This window comes from Pseudomonas sp. TAE6080, from assembly GCF_018732265.1.
GTDB classification, from domain to species: domain Bacteria; phylum Pseudomonadota; class Gammaproteobacteria; order Pseudomonadales; family Pseudomonadaceae; genus Aquipseudomonas; species Aquipseudomonas brenneri.
Genome location: NZ_JAHIDY010000005.1, coordinates 43,747 through 62,364, shown reverse-complemented (window position 1 = coordinate 62,364; position 18,618 = coordinate 43,747). Strand labels below are relative to the sequence as shown.

Below are 18,618 nucleotides of genomic sequence, written 5' to 3'. Positions count from 1 at the left end.
GAAATATACTGCCGCCTTCGCGGGCCGGCCCGGACTTTCCAGCGTGCGCCCGTCCCCCGACGCTTTGCTTAACCGAGGTATTCATGACTCCCGATCAACGATTTGCCCGCTGGGTTCAAATCGCTATCTCGGCCCTAGCCTGTTGCTTCATCTACTTCCTAACCGCCGACCTGAGCATGCCGTTGACACCACAGGCGCAGTTGACCCGACCGGTACTGAAGGTCGCGCCGCGGGTCGCAGGCCAGGTCAGTGAGCTGGCGGTGAGCAATAACCAGTACGTACAACCTGGCCAGTTACTGTTTCGCCTCGATCCGCAGCCATTCGAGCTGGAGGTGCAGCGGGCCGAGTTGGCGCTCGAACAGGCACACCAGGACAACACTGAACTCGATGCCCTGCTGGCCGCCGCCCGTGCCGAGGTCAGCGCGGCCCAAGCCAAGTCGAACGAGTCGGGCGCTCAGGCCCTACGCCTGTCGCGCCTGCTCGAACGCCAGCATGTCTCGCGCCAGGCCTACGATGCGGCCGAAGCGCAGCATCTGATGGCCCAGGCCCAACTGCGTACGGCGCAGGCCAGAGTCCGTGAACTGCAGGCCCGTCGCGGCGGCGCCGACGGTGCCAATCTACGGCTACGCCAAGCCCGCAATGCACTGCTCCGGGCGCACCTGCAGCGGGACTACAGCGAGGTTCGCGCCGAACGTGGCGGCGTGCTCAGCAACCTGCAGCTCACCCCCGGCACCTTCGTCGCGGCAGGAACGCCGGTGGCCGCTCTGGTCGAGGACCGCCTGGACATCATCGCCGACTTCCGCGAGAAGTCCCTGCGCTACATCGGCGTCGACACCCCAGCCGTGGTCGTATTCGACGCCCGTCCAGGCGAGCTGTTCAGCGCCCGGGTCAGTCATTTCGACGCCGGAGTCCGGGAAGGCCAGATCGATGCCAACGGCGAGCTGGCAACGCCCGCGCAATCCGAGCGCTGGGTTCGCGACGCGCAACGACAACGCGTGCACCTGGCACTCGATGAAGAGCTGCCGTTCCTGCTGCCCACCGGGGCTAAGGCCACGGTTCAGCTGAAGCCCTTCGACAACCCGCTGGTGAACCTCGCCGCTACGCTGCAGATCCGCCTGATCAGTTGGTTGCACTATGTCTACTGAACCCTCCGCGGCGGCACACACACTTGCCGAAAGGGCCACAGCGCCCCGTTTGTCACTGGGCAAGAACGACCTGCGCCAGTGTCTGCGCATCGCCACTGGCGGCAGTCTGGCCTTTGTCCTGTGCAAGCTGTTCGACCTGCAGTACGGTGCCTTCTTCTGCGTCTATCCGATGCTACTGCTCGGCCTGGTGCCGCGCCTGACTGCCCACCTGATGCGCCAGTTCTTCACCCAGGGACTGGTCGTCAGCCTGGAGGTCGCGTTGCTCTACGGTCTGTTCGGCGGCCGACCGCTGCTGATGATTCCGCTGGTGTTCTTGCTGTTTCTCTACCGTTTCGCGCTGATGGCCAGCGGCCCGAACTTCCTGTTCGGCGCCCTCGGCGCAGTATTTCTGTCGATCCAGCTGAACTTCGCCAGCTACCCGCACACCGACGTCATCGCCATGCTTGGGAGCAATGGCCTGGCCATCGTGCTGGCCGCAGCGATCGCCGTGCTGATGTTCTACCTGTTTCCCGACTGCGAGCCGCGCCCCGCACGCACGCCGCCGCCCAAAGACCGCGCCAGTCGGCGCCACGAGGCACTGCTCGGGGCAACGGTGGCGACGCTGTCGTTCAGCGTATTCCAGTGCCTGGATCTGCAGGACTCGCTGTCGGCTCAGGTCGCCAGCATCCTGCTGTTGTTTCCCATGCACTGGAACGGCTCACGCTTCGCCGGCCGTACCCGTGCGCATGGCACCCTGCTCGGCTGCGTGATTGCCCTGCTGATCATGCTGCTGCTCTATGATCACCACGACCTACTGCCGCTGGTCGCCCTGCTGCTATGGATCGCCGCCATGGTCTGCGCGCGCTGGCACATGCTGGAAAAGGGGGTGCCCGGCGTCGGCTTCGGCGCTTTGACCACCCTGGCCATCCTGTTCGGCCAGTCGCTTACGCCCAGCCACGACATCATATTTGCGACCCTCTACCGGCTGAGTTCGGTGTGTGTCTCGGTGCTGTTGACCCTGTTCGTCGTGTTCATGGTGCACCGCTTGCTCAACCGCTTTGTCACTACTCGCCACAGCAGCCATTGAAGCCAACAGCTGCGGCCACGGCGATTGTCAGATCAGCGCGCGTTTTTCCTGCTCGTACACAAAGCCGGCGACCGCGCACCGCTACAATTTGTTATCACGCGTGCAACACTTTCGCGGCAAGACGCGCTTGGCCGTGGATCCGAGCGTTTTACGATCATCTGGGAGAAATGATGCGAACGCGCGTGAACCGGCGAATCCACTTGCTCCGCCGGCCCCGAAACATCAGAAGGGATAAGGCTGATCAGATGGCTCAACAGTGACCCACTTGATTTCTGTGAACTCGTCAATCACAGCGCTTCCATCGAAACGGCCGTATCCACTCTGCTTCATACCACCATAGGGGGCCTGCGCTTCGTTTTGTACGGTGGCGCCGTTGATGTGGACACAACCTGCATCCAACCGACTTGCCAGCTCAAGCGCTTTGGAGACATTGGCGCTGAAAATTGCAGATGAGAGGCCATAAGCCGTGTCATTGGCCACTTCCAACGCCTCCTCTGCCCCGTCGACACGAACGATCGTGGTAATAGGACCAAAGGTTTCCTCGTCGTAGATTTCCATGTCCTTGGTCACGCGGTCGACTAGCGTGGGCTGCATCAAGGCACTGTCGGCGATACCGCCCGCGGCGATGACAGCCCCTTTGCCGAGCGCATCTTCGATCAGATGGTTGATCCGCTTTACCGAGCCCTGGGCGATGACCGGTCCGACTACGCAGGTCGGAGATGCGGTGGGGTCGCCAAGCTCCAGTTTGCCGATTCGCTCGGAAAACTTACTCACGAATTCGTCGGCAACACGCTGATCGACCACGAAACGCTCGGTCGACATGCAGATTTGCCCTTGATACAGGAACGAGCCGAATACTGCGGCATTCACTGCGCCGTCGATATCGGCATCCTCCAGCACTACGAAAGGAGCCTTGCCACCCAACTCCAACAAACAGCGCTTGAGATGGGACGCACAGGTTTCGGCGATCATGCGGCCGACCTTGGTGGAGCCCGTGAAGTTGACCCGGCGCACGGTATCGTGGGCCACCAACGCTTCGGTGACAGCCGATGCGTCTTCGGGCGCGGTAATCAGGAAATTGAGCACACCCGCCGGCAGGCCTGCCTCAATGAAGGCATCGGCCACAAGGGCATGAGTGCGAGGACTGTTTTCCGAGCCTTTGAAGATCACGGTATTGCCGCACGCCAGCGGATACGCGATAGCGCGAGCCCCCAGGATCACCGGCCCATTCCACGGCACAATGCTCAGCACGGTGCCCACCGGCTGGCGAAGCGTCAACGAGAAAGCGCCAAGCTTATCGGTTGGAATCGTCTCACCCTTGATTTGAGTAGTGAGCGCTGCAGCCTCGCGCAGCAGATTCGCCGATGCACCTACGTTGAACTGCGCCCAGAGCTGCGATGCGCCAATTTCCTCAGCCATGATCCGGCAGAATTCCGACATCTTGGCCTCGAGGACATCCGCTGCTGCGAGCAGGAGACGACGCCGCTCGGTCGGTCCGGTCTTGGACCATTTGCGGAATGCTCGCTCGGATGAGGCCGCGAGCCGTTTTGCGTCTTCCAGGGTGCAGGCAGCCGCAGTGCTGACCAGTTTGGCGGACACAGGGTCAAGCCGTTGGATCGTCTTGCCTCCGGTAGCGTCCAGCTTGATATTGTCGATTACCAGTTGTGCACTCATTTCTAGACCTTTTAGACAGTAGGAAAATTGTGTGACGCGACCGCATTCAGTCGGCAGCTCCGGGCATACGCAGAATGGGACTGCGCTGCGCAGCTGCGTCAGTGATTGCGCGACTACGCGTAGCCGGATCTGCTACCCGGCTATTGAAGATGGGCGTTGTGCCCACCCTGCGAGCCAACTCCAGGCGAGAAGGCATCACGTCCACGGCAATGGCGGAGTCATGCGGCCAGGGCCGCTTTCCAGCCTAAACGGCTGTAGGCCAAGTTCAGGTCTTGCTGCAGATCGTGATTCCACAGCCAGTCGAATCGGCTGACGAAGACTGCGTCACAACGATGGGGTCGCAAGGTGCCCACTTCAGCGATAGCCCGCTAACCCAGCAGCTCGACCATGTCCTGGGTCAAGGTGCGCTGCTCATTCAGGCGCCGAACGATGCGCTCGACCGTCTCCAGCCGCACCGCGGCGCCGGCACGCATCTCTGCCATGGCGCCCAGGGCCGCGGCGGACTTCTCCAGGCCGGTGCTGGTGGACTGGCCGATGTGTTCGACTCCCGTCCGCGCCTCCTGCGCCGACTTCTGCAGGCTGCCGGCGATCTGCTGGATCTCGCCGCTGGACTCGTTGGCGCGCTGGGCCAGGTGACGCACTTCGTCGGCGACTACGGCGAAGCCGCGGCCATGCTCACCGGCGCGGGCCGCCTCGATGGCCGCGTTGAGCGCCAGCAGGTTGGTCTGCTTGGCGATGTCCTGGATGCTGCCGACGATGGCGCCGATGCGCATCGACTGTTGCGACAGTTCGTCGAATACCTGATCGATGGTGCCCATGTAGCCGGCCAGCTCGCGGATCGCCGCCTCGCAGGCCTGGATGCTGGCGGCGCTGAACTGCACCTTTTCTCCGCCCGCGCGCGCCAGTTCAGTGGCGAAGAGCATGTCCTGCTCGGTGCGCAGGATGCTCTCGAGCAACTTCGCCAGGGGTGCGCGTAGCGGCAGGCCAGGGTCGGAAGGCGGCTCGGGAGCAGGCGCCGCCAGCAGCACCGGCGGTTCAGGCTCAGGCGCCGGTGGCGGCGCTGGCGCTGGCGCTGGTGGCGGCAACTCGACCAGGATCGGCGGCAACCTGTGGTAGAGCAGGCCGGCCAGGGCGACGCCGGCCAGCGCCAGGGCCGCCAGTGGGCCGTGCAGGCCGCTGTCCAACAGCAGCAGGCCGGCTGCGGCCAGCGCCGCCGTCGCTTGCAGCAACGCCGCCAGCGGCTTCTGCCAGTTTCGGGCAGGGGCGTCGGTCTTCTCGTTCATCGTCAGTCTCCCCGGCGTCACAGGCCAATATGTTCCTGGAGGATCTGCGGCTGGCACTTCAGCTCGACGCTGGGCCCGTCGAACACCACCCGTCCCTTGACCATGATCATGCTGCGGTCGGTCAGGTCGAGCAGCACGTTGACGTTCTTGTCCACCACCAGAGTGGCGATACCGCTGGCCTTGATCAGGCGGATCACGTCCCAGATCTCCTTGCGGATCAAGGGCGCCAGGCCCTCGGTGGCCTCGTCGAGGATCATCAGTTCGGGGTTGGTCAGCAACGCGCGGCCGATGGCGACCATCTGCTGCTCGCCGCCGGAAAGGTTGCCGCTCAGGTGGGAGAAGCGCTCGGCCAGGCGCGGGAAGGTCGCCAGCACCCGCTCCAGGTTCCAGTCGCGGCGCCCGTCCAGGCCCGGGCGGGCGGCCATGATCAGGCTCTCGCGCACGCTCAGGTTGGGGAACATGCCGCGGCCCTCTGGCACATAGCCGATACCGCGGCGGATGATCTGGTGGGTGGCGCGGCCGCTGCAGCGCTCGCCGCGGATCAGCACCTCGCCGCGGCGCGCCGGCGTCAGGCCGAGCAACGAGCGAATGGTGGTGCTCTTGCCCATGCCGTTGCGGCCCATCAGCGCCAGGGTCTCGCCCGGCTGGATCTGCAGGTCGACGCCATGCAGCACATGACTGTTGCCGTAATAGGTGTGCAGGCCGGTGGCCTGCACCAGGGCTTGTGCGCTCATCAGAATTGCTCCTCGCCGTCGCCCAGATAGGCCTGCTGTACCGCCGGATCGTTGCGCACCTGGTCCAGCGGGCCACTGGCCAGCAGCTCGCCGTTGACCATCACGGTGAGACGGTGGGCGATGCTGAACACCGCATCCATGTCGTGCTCGACCAGGACCATGGCGTACTGCTGCGACAGTCTGGCGAGCAGTTCGACCACCCGCGCCGATTCGTCCTTGCCCATGCCGGCCATGGGTTCGTCGAGCAGCAGGAAGCTCGGCTCGGTGGCCAGTACCATGCCGATCTCCAGTTGGCGTTGCTCGCCATAACTCAGGGCATCGGCCAGGGTGTCGCGGTGGGCGGCCAGGCCGCAAAGCTCCAGCGCCCGTTCGGCGCGCTCGCGTACCTCGACATAGGCCTCGCAGCGGCGGAAGAAACGAAAGGAGTTCTTCAGCCGCGACTGCGCCGCCAGCCAGCAGTTTTCCAGGCAGGTGAAGCTGGGAAAGATGTTGGTGCGCTGGAAGCTGCGGCCGATGCCCAGGTGCGACACCCGGTTGGGCGCCAAGCCGGTGATGTCGCGGCCGTGAAAGAGGATCTGCCCGGCGCTGGGCTGAAGATGGCCGGACAGCAGATTGACCATGGTGCTCTTGCCGGCGCCGTTGGGGCCGATGATCGCGTGTACCTCGCAGGGCGCCACGCTCAGGGAAATGTCGTTGACCGCACGCAGGCCGCCGAAGGCCTTGCTCAGTCCGCGGGTTTCTAGAACATGGGCGGTCATACGCCGGCCTCCTTCTTCATCGCGTCGGGGGTGGATACCGTACTTGCGTCGCAGGCCGTGGCTGTGCGCCGGTCGCAGAGCTGCAGCAGCAACCCGGCGAGACCGCGCGGCAGCAACAGAACCATGGCGATGACCACCAGCCCCATGGGCAGCTCCCAGTGCGGGGTCAGGCCGGCGAACAGATGGTGCAGGCCCTCGAAGGCGAAGGCGCCGAAGATGGCGCCGAACAGGCTGCCCATGCCACCGAGGATGACCATCACCAGGGCGTGGGCCGAGAGCTGCCAGCCGACCTGGTCGGGGCTGACGAAACCGTATTGGGTGGCCGAGAGCATGCCGGCGTAGCCGGCGATGGTGCCGGCAATGACGAAGGCCGCCAGCTTGTAGAACAGCGGGTTGTAGCCCATGGAACGGACCCGTTCCTCGTTGTGCTTGATGCCCAGCAGCACCCGGCCGAACGGCGCGCGCAGGAAGGTGCGCAGCAGCAGATAGACCAGCACCAGGGAGCCGAGCACCAGGTAGAACAGGCTGCGCGGGTTCTCCAGGTCGAGCAGATGCACCCCGGCGATGGCCACCTCGGGCTTGAGGAACAGGTAGATGCCGTCCGAGCCGCCGGCGAAGGCCGAGTCGTGGAACAGGTAATAGAGCATCTGCGAGAAGGCGATGGTCGCCATGATGAAGAAGATGCCCGAGGTGCGGATGATCAGCAGGCCCATCAGCAGCGCAGCTGCGGCGCTGACGCCCAGGCACAGCAGCAGCGCCAGCCAGAAGTTCACCGCCTCGAACTCCGGGGCGAACAACACCAGGCTGTAGCCGGCGATGCCGAAGAAGGCCGCCTGGGCCAGGCTGACCATGCCGGTCACGCCCACCAACAGGTCGAGGCTGAGAGCGACCAGGGCGAGAATCATGATGTGGGTCAGTTGCTGCAGGTGGAAGGATACTGTCGATCCCAAGCCATAAGCAATTGCTGTTGCTGTTGCTGTTGCTGTTGCTGACAGGACATGGACATGCCATAGCGATCCTACGTGTAGAAGGTCGGGCAAGCGACCAAGCCTTTCACTTCATCACGCGGCACTGCTGCTCGCCCTACGAAATCAATGCGGGTACTACACGTTCCGTAATAAGGGACTGTGGCACCATGCCATAAAGGAAGTTGCTTCGCCTCACCGACTGACGGATAGCGGTTGGTCAGGTCAACTTTCATGGCACGGAAGACGGGGTCACCAGCTACGCAGTTCTTACGACCTTATGTGCCTCTGCTTGAAGATTTCTGCCAGTGGCTATTACGACTGGAGGGATCGTGATCCAAGCCCCGAATGCTCGCCTGATTGCGACCGAGCGAATTCAATGATGGTAAGTACGCCAACGGCCTGCTTTGCCAACTGCCCTACCCGACCGATGACACGCGTTTGATCATTGCAGCGGCACAGGAGGGAATCAAAAGGCTGTAACGAGAGGGTTTCAGCTATGCCAAAGCCCAAGTGTTGCTGCTAGACCTGTGTAAGCGTGATGAGTACACACAGGATCTATTCGCACAGGAACAGCCAGCTCGAACAGAAAAGCTAATGAGCACATTGGATGCAATCAACGGTCGCTGGGGCGCCTTAAATCATCGCACCAAACCATCTTAGAGAGAGTTCACCGTCGCCCCTAACATGGCATAGGTGATGGATATCACCTTTATCCATACCAGCAGGACTGGCTGTGAAGGCAGCATTACTTCGCCTAATCTAGCGCGGCGGGATTAAAAAGGCGCAGAGCCTAGGTGTAGGACTCCGCGCAACGCTCAATCGTTAGAAATGTTAGGCACCTAGCTCGAACAGGGGGCGCTGTCGACGCGGATACAGGCCTCCAGACTCTGGTTGCGCGGCAACAGCCGTGAGAAGTAGACGGTGACGTAGAAATAGCCCGCGTCAATCTTTGTCTGCGCCACAACCGATGTAGCATGCCCGGGTTTTATAGACCGGGCCAAGATTAATGATGCTCGCCAAGTGGGGCCTGAGCGAGAATCACGTGCCTATTCGCCGGGCTCTTAGATACCACCCAGGCAGAGGTACTTGATCTCCAGGTAATCCTCAATGCCGTACTTGGATCCTTCGCGACCCAGGCCGGATGCCTTGATACCACCGAAAGGCGCAACTTCATTGGAGATCAGCCCAGTATTGACGCCGACCATACCGTATTCTAGGGCTTCGGCCACACGGAACACGCGCCCCATATCGCGGGCATAGAAGTACGAGGCCAGGCCGAACTCGGTGTCATTGGACATCGCGATCACGTCGGCCTCGTCCTTAAAACGGAACAGCGGCGCCAGCGGACCGAAGGTTTCTTCCTTGGCTACGGCGGCGTTATTCGGTACGTCAATGAGGATGCTCGGCTCGAAGAAAGTGCCACCGAGGGCGTGCGGCTTACCACCAGCGAGTAGCTTGGCACCCTTGCTAATGGCGTCGGCAATGTGCTCCTGGACCTTGGCCACCGCCTTGGCATCGATCAGAGGGCCGGTGGTGATACCTTCGTCCAAACCGTTACCAATCTGCAACTTAGCTACCGCGATTTTCAGCTTCTCGGCGAAGGCATCGTATACGCCGTCTTGGATATACAGGCGGTTGGCGCACACGCAGGTCTGGCCATTGTTGCGGTATTTGGAGATCAGTGCGCCTTCCACTGCCTTATCAAGGTCGGCATCATCGAATACGATGAACGGCGCGTTTCCGCCCAGTTCTAGCGACACCTTTTTAATGTCCTTGGCACATTCGGCCATTAGCTGGCGACCAATTTCGGTGGAGCCAGTAAAGCTCAACTTGCGCACGATCGGGTTGCTAGTCAGTTCGCTGCCGACTTCGCCAGCACTGCCAGTGATTACACTGAACACGCCTTTGGGGATCCCGGCACGCTCGGCCAGCACTGCCAACGCCAGCGCCGAATAAGGCGTTTGCGACGCTGGCTTGAGCACCATGGTACAACCGGCGGCCAGGGCCGGGCCGGCTTTACGGGTGATCATGGCTGCCGGGAAGTTCCAGGGTGTAATCGCTGCCGTTACGCCGATGGGCTGTTTGATCACGATCAGGCGTTTGTCCGGTTGGTGGCCGGGAATTACGTCGCCATACACGCGCTTGGCTTCTTCGGCGAACCACTCAAGGAAGGACGCCGCAGAAGCAATTTCGCCCTTGGCTTCGGCAAGTGGCTTACCTTGCTCCATGGTCATGAGACGACCCAGGTCGTCCTGGTTTTCAATCATCAGTTCAAACCAGCGGCGCAGTTTGTTGGCGCGGTCTTTAGCTGTCAGTGCACGCCAGGCTGGCAGGGCATGATCTGCTGCTTCGATGGCTCGACGGGTTTCCGCTGCCCCCATCTTCGGCACACTACCCATAACTTCGTTGGTGGCCGGATTGGTGACCTGAATGGTCTGGCCGCTGTCCGCGTCCAACCAGGTTCCGTCGATATAAGCCTGTTGGCGGAACAATTGGGTATCTTTGAGTTGCATGGCGTGCTCCTTCGCAGACTGCATTCAGTGCTGCTCAGCTATTTTCCAAGCTATGAATTTAAGCCGAGGAGAGCCACATAAAAGCAATTCTCTCCTCCCCCGGATTGATCTAACCAACCCACTGAGTGGTGTCGTCCAGCGCCCTGGCAAAGCGCTCTACAATCATTCCGACTTCCTGTTCGTTGACGATTAACGGCGGGCAGAAGGCCACGGCATCACCCATGGCGCGAGTAATCATGCCGTGTTCCTGGGCTCTGCCGGCCATGTAGCGTCCGAGGGTGCCTAGCGCCTGATACGGCGCCTTGCTCACGCGATCGCCAACTAGTTCTACCGCAGCGATCAGTCCACAACCGCGAATTTCGCCCACCAAGGGATGATCGATGAAATGCTGTAGGCCGCTGCGCAACAACTGGCCCATTTGCGCCGCATGCTCGACCAGGCTCTCCTCTTCAATAATCTTCAGGTTCTCCAAGGCCACGGCAGTAGCTACCGGATGACCGCTGCCGGTGAACCCATGCCCAAGCGCGCCAAGCGCTTGGCTCTGATCAGCGATGCCCTCAAATACTGGGGCATTGATCAGAATCGCCGCTATCGGCTGATAAGAAGATGACAGTTGCTTGGATAACACCATGATGTCCGGCTGGATACCAAAGGTCTGGCTGCCAAACATCTGCCCGGTACGCCCAAATCCACAGATTACCTCATCGGCGATAACCAGGATGTCGTACTTACGGCAAACTTTCTGGATCTTCTCCCAGTAGGTACGAGGCGGCACTATGACACCGCCAGCGCCCATCAATGGCTCGCCAATGAACGCTGCGATAGTCTCCGGGCCTTCGGCGAGAATCTTCTGCTCGAGCTCGACGGCAAGGCGGTCAGCGAAATGCTCTTCACTTTCACCGGCAAGGGCGAAACGATAATGGTGCGGGCAGCCGACATGCAGGAAGCCTGGAAGCGGCAGGTCGAAACCGCGCTGGTTGCCTGGAAGGCCAGTCAAGCTTGCGCTGGCGACGGTGATGCCGTGGTAGCCGTTGACCCGACTGATGAACTTCTTCTTGGCTGGTTTGCCTAGAGCGTTATTGAGGTACCAGACCATCTTCACTACAGTATCGTTAGCCTCGGAACCGGAGTTGGTGAAGAACACCTTACTCATAGGCACCGGCGCCATCTCGATCAGCTTTTCGGCTAACTCGATACTCGGGCGATGCGATTTGTGACTGAACAGGTGATAAAACGGCAGGGTGTTGAATTGCTGCTCAGCTGCCTTGATCAGACGTTGATTGCTAAAGCCAAGCGCGGCGCTCCACAACCCAGCCATCGCCTCGATATAACCCTTGCCCTGATCGTCATAAACATAGATACCCTCCCCGCGCTCGATGATCAGCGGGCCAAGCTCCTGATGAAGGCGAGCATTGGTGTAGGGGTGCAGTTGATACTGAATGTCTTTTTCTGGCAGCGAGGATACTGACTGGTTCATGGGGCGCTCTCAATATGACTAACAAGCATGGTTTCTGGGAGTAGCCTTATAAGTAGGCATCCGGCTTTTGATCACAATCACACACTTCAATTCGGTAACGAGTTCAGTAACGATGACTTGGCTCGGGGACGTTAAGTGCACTAGCCGATAGCCTATTAGACTGAGCCGGTGCGGGGCTTGTCGTCTTGCGCACAGTCTTGTTCGTTCCAGTGCACTGCCGAATTCGCCCCGCACTGCCTCATGCGGGATGTTGGTTTTTTACAAACCTGGGTAGCCCCTGCAGCTGTGCATCAATCTGCTTGATGATGTAGGCGCCTATGGGAATTGCAGAGGTAGCCGCCGGCGATGGTGCATTGCAGACGTTGACGCTACGGCGGGTATTGCGGAACAGGAAGTCCTCGATCAACTTGCCGTCCGCTGAAACCGCTTGGGCGCGGACGCCGGCCGGGTAAGGCTTGAGATCCTGCAGCGTTAAGCTGGGGCAGTACTTGCGTACTTGCTGTAGATAACCACGCTTGAACAGCGAGTTTTTCATCTCGATCAGGCCGGGCCGCAGATTGTCCTTGAGCACTTTAAGAATGCCCGGATTGGTGAGCATTGCGAACGTGTCGGACAAAGATATGTCACGCTTGCGATAGCCCTCACGCTTGAGTGCCAGCACAGCATTGGGACCGACTGTCACACTGCCGTCGATCATTCGCGTCAGGTGCACGCCGAGGAACGGCATGGAGGGATCGGGAATCGGGTAGATCAGGTGATTGACGATCCGGTTGTGCTGCTCAGGCAGCAAATAGTATTCGCCACGGAACGGGCAAATGCTAAAGCCAGGATCTAAGCCCAGTAGACATACAATGCGGTCGGCCATCAGACCCGAGCAGGTCACCAAAAAGCGTGCAATGACTTCTTCATGCTGGGTTTTAACCCGCATCTCCGTGGCGCGCTCTTCCAGGCCGATGACTTCGCTGTCGTAGCGAATCTCGCCACCGTGCCTCTGGAACTCGCGAGCCATGGCAGCGGTGACCTCGGCATAGTTAACGATACCACTGGAGGGCACGAAGATCCCGCCGATTCCGGTGATGTTCGGTTCGCGTTCCTTCAGTTGCTCCGCAGACAGCCACTCGCGCTCCAGACCATTGGCTGCAGTGCGCTCCCAAAGCGCGCGCATGCGCTGCATTTCCACCTCATTGGTGGCGACCAGCAACTTACCGCACTCATCGTAGATAATGCCGTGCTCGTTACAGAACGATTTGGTAGCACGGTTGCCTTCCAGGCAGAACTTCGCCTTCAAGCTACCCGGCGTGTAGTAGACGCCGGCGTGGATGACCCCGCTATTGTGCCCCGTCTGATGCTTAGCTGGCCCGGACTCTTTCTCGAGCAACAAGATTTTCGACTCTGGGTAGGCCTTGATTAATTGCATGGCAGTCGACATGCCGATAATGCCGCCCCCGATGATCACAAAATCGTACACCGCTATCACCTCTACTCGATCTGTTTTGCCCCGTGGACAAACGACAAGGGCTAAACCGCGCAGCCCCTGTTCAATTAATGGCAATTATTGGCCTTGCTGATGGCCGAGTTTGGGGTAACTGAAGTAACCGCGCTGGCGCATCAGTTCACGGCGCAGCCCAGGGTGAGGGGTGAAACGATCGCGGCCATGCAGCCAATACAGGTTATTAATCAGCAGGAAGCAGCCAACTGGCACCGGCACGGAAAGCTTCTGTTTACTGCCCTCCAGGGAGATAGACAGGTCGGTCAGCCAGTTGCCCTCGTCGAAGTCTTTGGGCTGAACAAATTGATCGATATAGCGAATAGTCGGCCGCCCTTCGGCGTCGACATCAAAGATCGAATGGAACACGTCCGTATCGACCCTTTTACTCGGCGGCGCGGTCCAGCGCATGACGCGCCGTGCTAGCGGATGATGGAAGAAAGCATGGCGATCCTCCCAGTCGTCCAGATGCAGGATCAGCGAGTTGCCACCTTCGATATTCTGCTCATCGATCTTCATCATCAGCACGTAGTCGGTGATCTGATCGACGAAAGTACCATCGTTGTGCAACTCCATTACCCGGTGAGGTTGGCGCAGGTAGCTGTCCGAATTATCGACGTTCTCGACCACGAAGCGTGCGTAGAACTGGCCGCTCATCGCATCAAAGTTCGACCGCCCCAGCAGGTGGGCCACAGCAGTCGAGAATTTGACCATATCATCAGCTTGTGCCACATCATTCAGGGCCTCCTGCTTGATTAACAGCCCTCCGGTGGCACGATCCATTAGGGCGTTGAGTAGCACCGGGCGCAGGCTGTTACCGCAGAGATCGTCAAGAATTTTGGCGAAGCGAAATCGCAAGAAGGACTTGTATTCCAGCGCCTGCACCGGCCACTCGGCCACTGCTACACAGAAAGCCTCTATCGTCGCCTTAGTGAAGGTCAGCTCGAACAAACGGGGCGACTGAGCGGAGGGTGAAAGAGAAAACCCCTTAACGGCGGTCGGTAGCGGCATCACAAGATCTTTGAGCTGGGTAAAGGCATTCATGGCAGAGTCCTGACGAAAAAATTGTCTGTACGCCGCCCCGAGATTTACCAGAACAGCCGGACTAAAAATATAGCTATTTTATAAAAATGTCTACGCTTTTATAAAATAGCGACACTCGGCAACTGCATCTCCACTTAGTAAATATTTCTGCAGTTGCGTATGATGGATAAAACCCGTTGAGGAGCATGGTTTATGGATACGCTCGCCCCCCGCCAAAACTCAGCAGTCAGCGGCTATGAGTGGCTCAAGCGGGACATAATTCAGGGCATGTTCAAGCCCGGAGAAAAACTGCGAATGACTGCGCTTAAGGAGCGCTACGACCTAGGCGTAGGCCCTCTGCGTGAAGCGCTATCGCATCTGATTGCGGAAAATCTGGTAGTAGCTATCAGTCAGCGTGGCTACCGCGTCGCTCCTATGTCGCTGAGCGAAATGCAGGACATCTATGACGCACGGGCCAATCTCGAAGCGCTGGTACTTAAGCTCGCCATCGAACGCGGCGATGACGCCTGGGAGGCCCAGGTGTTGGCCTATTCGCATACATTGGCCAAGGTAATGGAGGTCAAGACCCAGGAGCAGATGCTGGAAATATGGGATGCCCGACACAAGGCCTTCCATACAGCTATAGCCTCCGGCTGTGGGTCTAGACACCTGCTGCAGGCGCGCGCCTATCTGTTCGATCAGGCCGAGCGCTATCGCCAGCTGTGGCTGCGGCGCACGGTGCTATCCGAGGAGGCCTTGTCCCTGAAACGTCAAGAGCACAGCGAACTGGTAGAAGCTATCCTTGCCCGTGACGCAACGCGAGCAAGCGCCATGATGCAGGCTCATCTGATGACACCAGTACCGATCATCGAAGGGATCATGCGCAACAGCAACCTGAGAGCATCCCAGTCCGCCCCTGAAATCATGGGATAGTTACCGTGTCTCGCCCTTAGAGGGGGTGCCTGCGGAATTTCAGCATGTTTTTTGCAGGACAGACCTGAAGCAATTACTACCCAACACCATAGCTTTGCACCTAGCATGGTTCCGTCTTACGCTTGTGAAGCCTGCGCCGCTCTCAGCCCGCTCGCGTGAACCTAAAACAATAAGCTTGGCTTGATCAGCAACACCAGCTACGCATGAGTTTGCCAATGCAGACGACAAAGGCTTACCCAAGTTAGCGCCCGTATGGAATATCAGACGCCGATATATAACTGGTACTCCCGCAACGGTGAAAAGGCGTGGAGCCTTTATGGGGAGCTACGCCGAGTGACTTCTAATCCCCCAGAGCACATTGACAATAAAGTAACCGGCTACGGCTTTAACGAAACGGCTCGGGCTTCACTGGCAGTACAACTAAAGTGCTGGCGAAAATGCCGGGAAAATTGTGCCTGATCACTGAACCCCCAACGATATGCCAGCTCACCGATTGATAGGTGGCAGTGGGGATCACGTAGGCGTTGATATACAGCCTCCAATCGTTTCAGGCGAATCCATTCACCGAGACTGTAGGGCGTACTGAAAAATAATTTATGCAAATAGCGAACCGATAAGCCGCAGGCCTGAGCAATATGCTGCGGGTTTAGTTCAGCTGAACACAAGTTTCGGTCGATGTAGTGCTCGATACGCTGCAAATGCAGGGCAGCTAGACTCGAACTCTCACTATTAAGGACGCGCTCATCTTGGCGCAGAGCCATTAACAACGTCGAAAGCACCTGTTCCAGCAGCATATGACGGGCATCCGCATCGCATTCGTCGAAGCGCGCGGCACACATCGCCAGTTGATCAACAAAAATTCGTCCCAATCCACGCCGAGCCTCGAAACAGAAACGGGTGTAGCGCTCGGCTCCACGTATCTGTCCATGTAGCGCGCGCTCAGGCAGCTTGAATACCCAAAGGTCGTTGTCGCAGGAGTAGTGAAAACGATAAGGCGCATCGCCTCGCTCGAAGATGAACCCACCTGGCTTACAATGGAGCTCACGACCGTCTTGCTCGAAGTGTACTTCGGTAAGGCGCGGCACTGTTACAAGGTAACAGGGTTCAGTATCTTCGCTAACCTGGCTCTCGCTGCGCGAATAGCCTAGCTGACTGGAGCGCAGGCGCGATAACGCCAACGGCGTACTGCCCGTTTTCCAAATTTTCAGGCTGCCTTGGAAAATGGCGCTGGAATTGAACTCCAACGACAATGGAAAATATGTATTGCCGATGGCTTCGGCCCAACGCGATTGCCTTTCTCCCTCAGGCCAATACCGCGTAGACAATTGATCTGTCATGAAAGGTCCTCAATTTGTAGTTATTATGAGGGCGGCACCAACGGTGAATGCCGTCGGTGCCGTTGTTACACAATCCTTTGTTAAAAATCCCTGACGGTCAATGACCGGGAGTCAGTTCATATGTGGCCGAGGGATCCAGACTGACCCGCCAGCCCGGTGGAACAAGGATGTTTGTGGTCGCTTCCTCAATCACACAGGGACCTTGAATAATCTGCCCTACTTCTATGCGGTCGCCGTTGTACACAGGCGTGTCCTGCCAATCGTCTTGCGCATTGAACAGCATCGGACGATGACCAGCCGGAATCGCGGCCGTTGCCTTGAGCGGGGTTGCAAGTTCAGGCATTGGTGGACGCTGTAACCGCGCGATCACCGAGCACTCTAGATTAACTAGTTCGACCGGGCTGTTAGGCTCACTGTAGGAAAACAGCGCCTTGTGCCGCTGGTGGAAGGATTCGCGCAGGGCCGCCAGGCTGCTACGGTCGAGCCGGTCGCAGCTCAGTTCGACGCTGCACTCGTGGATCTGTCCGAGGTAACGAATCTCCAGGCTGTACTGGCATTCAATACGATTGTCACCACCGAAACCATCGTCTCGCAGGTTCGTCATACCACGCTCGCGTAACTGCTGCAGGGCCTGGTTTAGTTGCTCCAAATCGACGAACTCGTCATCCAAACGCATCGGCAAAGTAGTCAGCTGATCATAGCGGATGTCAGAGAGAATCTGGCCGAAGGCGCACAGCCCCGAAGCCACCTTGGGAATCAGCACAACCTTGCTGCCGATTTCCTCAGCTAGTCGCATCACGTGCATGCCCGCTGCACCACCGGCACCGATCAGGGCGAAGTCACGGGGATCATAACCACGCTCAATGGACACGCGGCGGATACCACTAACCATGCTCAGGTTAACCAGGGTAATGATACCGACGGCCGCGCGCTCGACACTGATACCCAGCGGTTCGGCAATTTTACTGCGGATCGCATCGATCGCGGCTTGTCGATTTAGACGGATGCTGCCACCGAGCAGTGCACCATCAGCCAGATAACCGAGCGCCAGGTTAGCATCGGTTACAGTCGGCTCGACCCCACCCTTTCCATAACACACAGGCCCGGGGTTAGCCCCGGCACTGCGTGGACCGACCTGGAGCATGCCGAAGTCGTCAAGGTGGGCGATCGAGCCACCGCCGGCGCCAAGGGTTTCCACCTGAATCATTGGCACGCCGATACGGTAACGGAGGAAGTCGCTGTCTTTGCTGAAGTTGGTGCGACCGCCTTTGCTAAGAGTGATGTCGAACGAGGTACCACCCATATCGACGGTGATTACGTTGTCGATACCGAATGGCTGGGCCACGCACAAGCCGGCTTGCGGGGCAGATGCCGGACCGGAGTTGATCGCGTTGACCGCCCGCTCACGCATTACCACGCCAGGAGCCAGACCTCCGTTGGACTGGAAATAGCGGGTAGGCTGCTGCGCGCCCAGCTCCTCGAACAGCGCGTCGATGCGTTCGATATAACGACCCATCACTGGGCTAAGGTAGGCGTTGACCACGGTTGTCGAGGTGCGTGTGTATTCGCGAATCTGCGGGAACACCTCGTGGCCGCTGCAGACAAATACGTCAGGTAAAGCCGCACGCACCATAGCCATAGCGCGCTGCTCGTGACTAGGGTTGCGCACCGACCAGACGAAGGAGATCGCCACCGCCTGCACCTGTTGTTCGCGGAAGTAGTCGATGGCGGCATGAATCGCCGCCTCGTCTAGCGGGCTGAACTCGCTGCCGTCACTGATAATACGCCCGCCGATTGGACGGCGCAGGTGGCGCGGCACTAACATATGCGCCGGTGGATAAGTGGCGTCATAGCGATGGCCATCTTCTTTGTGGCCAAGGCGAATTTCCAGGCTGTCTTCATGGCCATCGGTACACAGCAGGCCCACCTTGACCCCGGTCTTTTCGATCAGTGCGTTGAGCGCCACAGTCGTCCCGTTGATGCACAGATCGCAGTCGGCAATGATCTCGGCTGGTGTACGGCCGAGGGCATCGGCGATTTGCGCCAGACCGTTGCGTATGGCCAGGGTGCCGTCATGTGGGGTGGACGGCGCCTTGAACAACTGCACGTTGCCCTGATGGTCGGCGAGGATGAAATCAGTGAAGGTGCCGCCGGCATCGATGCCCAGGCGATATTGTTGTTTGCTCATTTTCGAATTCTCTGCATTGCTCAAAGGGGCTGT

At 59.2% G+C, this 18,618-nt stretch carries 13 protein-coding genes and 2 pseudogenes; 3 read left to right on the top strand and 12 right to left on the bottom strand.

Going from position 1 to position 18,618, the window contains the following annotated elements; genetic code table 11:
- The first annotated feature begins 83 nt into the window (after nt 1-83).
- Together KL786_RS05925 and KL786_RS05920 are read left to right on the top strand one after the other, a co-directional pair.
- The gene (locus KL786_RS05925) at nt 84-1,145 is read left to right on the top strand and encodes an HlyD family secretion protein (RefSeq protein ID WP_023663266.1); all 1,062 of its coding nucleotides are present in this window, start codon (nt 84-86) and stop codon (nt 1,143-1,145) included.
- A complete protein-coding gene (locus tag KL786_RS05920) occupies nt 1,135-2,211 on the top strand; it encodes a DUF2955 domain-containing protein (protein ID WP_078451698.1) in 1,077 nt (358 codons plus the stop codon). The genes KL786_RS05925 and KL786_RS05920 overlap by 11 nt, the downstream gene beginning before the upstream one ends.
- Nucleotides 2,212-2,433: 222 nt before the next feature.
- Here the strand turns inward: KL786_RS05920 and KL786_RS05915 are convergent, their stop codons facing one another.
- The 10 genes and pseudogenes from KL786_RS05915 to glaH all read right to left on the bottom strand — a co-directional run bounded on the left by KL786_RS05915 (nt 2,434) and on the right by glaH (nt 14,148).
- On the bottom strand, nt 2,434-3,885 hold the full coding sequence (locus tag KL786_RS05915; protein WP_023630205.1) for an aldehyde dehydrogenase: 1,452 nt from the start codon (nt 3,883-3,885) through the stop codon (nt 2,434-2,436).
- A gap of 368 nt (nt 3,886-4,253) precedes the next feature.
- Nucleotides 4,254-4,646 (bottom strand): annotated as a pseudogene (locus tag KL786_RS30060) (methyl-accepting chemotaxis protein); the annotation flags it as partial.
- A gap of 539 nt (nt 4,647-5,185) precedes the next feature.
- Nucleotides 5,186-5,902, bottom strand: a complete 717-nt coding sequence (locus KL786_RS05905; RefSeq protein ID WP_024075421.1) for an ABC transporter ATP-binding protein — start codon at nt 5,900-5,902, stop codon at nt 5,186-5,188.
- Nucleotides 5,902-6,660, bottom strand: coding sequence for an ABC transporter ATP-binding protein (locus KL786_RS05900; RefSeq protein ID WP_023048108.1), 759 nt, complete (start codon nt 6,658-6,660; stop codon nt 5,902-5,904). The genes KL786_RS05905 and KL786_RS05900 overlap by 1 nt, the downstream gene beginning before the upstream one ends.
- The gene (locus KL786_RS05895) at nt 6,657-7,610 is read right to left on the bottom strand and encodes a branched-chain amino acid ABC transporter permease (protein ID WP_024075422.1); all 954 of its coding nucleotides are present in this window, start codon (nt 7,608-7,610) and stop codon (nt 6,657-6,659) included. Before KL786_RS05895 ends, KL786_RS05900 begins: the two co-directional genes overlap by 4 nt.
- Nucleotides 7,592-7,903: pseudogene (locus KL786_RS29460) on the bottom strand (endonuclease); the annotation flags it as partial. The gene KL786_RS05895 and the pseudogene KL786_RS29460, both read right to left, overlap by 19 nt.
- A 786-nt stretch (nt 7,904-8,689) precedes the next feature.
- Nucleotides 8,690-10,141 carry an NADP-dependent succinate-semialdehyde dehydrogenase gene (gene gabD, locus KL786_RS05890; protein ID WP_063542906.1) on the bottom strand — a complete coding sequence of 484 codons (1,452 nt, stop codon included), beginning with the start codon at nt 10,139-10,141 and terminating at the stop codon, nt 8,690-8,692.
- Nucleotides 10,142-10,250: 109 nt separating this feature from the next.
- Nucleotides 10,251-11,618 (bottom strand): aspartate aminotransferase family protein, encoded by a 1,368-nt coding sequence (locus tag KL786_RS05885; protein ID WP_023048105.1) that lies wholly within the window; start codon nt 11,616-11,618, stop codon nt 10,251-10,253.
- A gap of 238 nt (nt 11,619-11,856) precedes the next feature.
- Nucleotides 11,857-13,086, bottom strand: coding sequence for an L-2-hydroxyglutarate dehydrogenase (gene lhgD, locus KL786_RS05880; protein WP_023048104.1), 1,230 nt, complete (start codon nt 13,084-13,086; stop codon nt 11,857-11,859).
- Between the two features lie 84 nt (nt 13,087-13,170).
- Nucleotides 13,171-14,148: a glutarate dioxygenase GlaH gene (gene glaH / locus KL786_RS05875; RefSeq protein WP_023628647.1), complete on the bottom strand. Its 978-nt coding sequence runs from the start codon at nt 14,146-14,148 to the stop codon at nt 13,171-13,173.
- 192 nt (nt 14,149-14,340) lie between these two features.
- On the opposite strand from glaH, the gene csiR reads away from it, so the two are divergent.
- A complete protein-coding gene (csiR, locus tag KL786_RS05870; RefSeq protein ID WP_023048102.1) occupies nt 14,341-15,060 on the top strand; it encodes a DNA-binding transcriptional regulator CsiR in 720 nt (239 codons plus the stop codon).
- A gap of 377 nt (nt 15,061-15,437) precedes the next feature.
- Here csiR and KL786_RS05865 read toward each other — a convergent pair whose 3' ends face one another.
- Nucleotides 15,438-16,397: an AraC-like ligand-binding domain-containing protein gene (locus KL786_RS05865; protein ID WP_033902870.1), complete on the bottom strand. Its 960-nt coding sequence runs from the start codon at nt 16,395-16,397 to the stop codon at nt 15,438-15,440.
- A gap of 97 nt (nt 16,398-16,494) precedes the next feature.
- Nucleotides 16,495-18,585 carry a caprolactamase subunit alpha gene (gene capA / locus KL786_RS05860; protein ID WP_064361164.1) on the bottom strand — a complete coding sequence of 697 codons (2,091 nt, stop codon included), beginning with the start codon at nt 18,583-18,585 and terminating at the stop codon, nt 16,495-16,497.
- Nucleotides 18,586-18,618 lie beyond the last annotated feature (33 nt).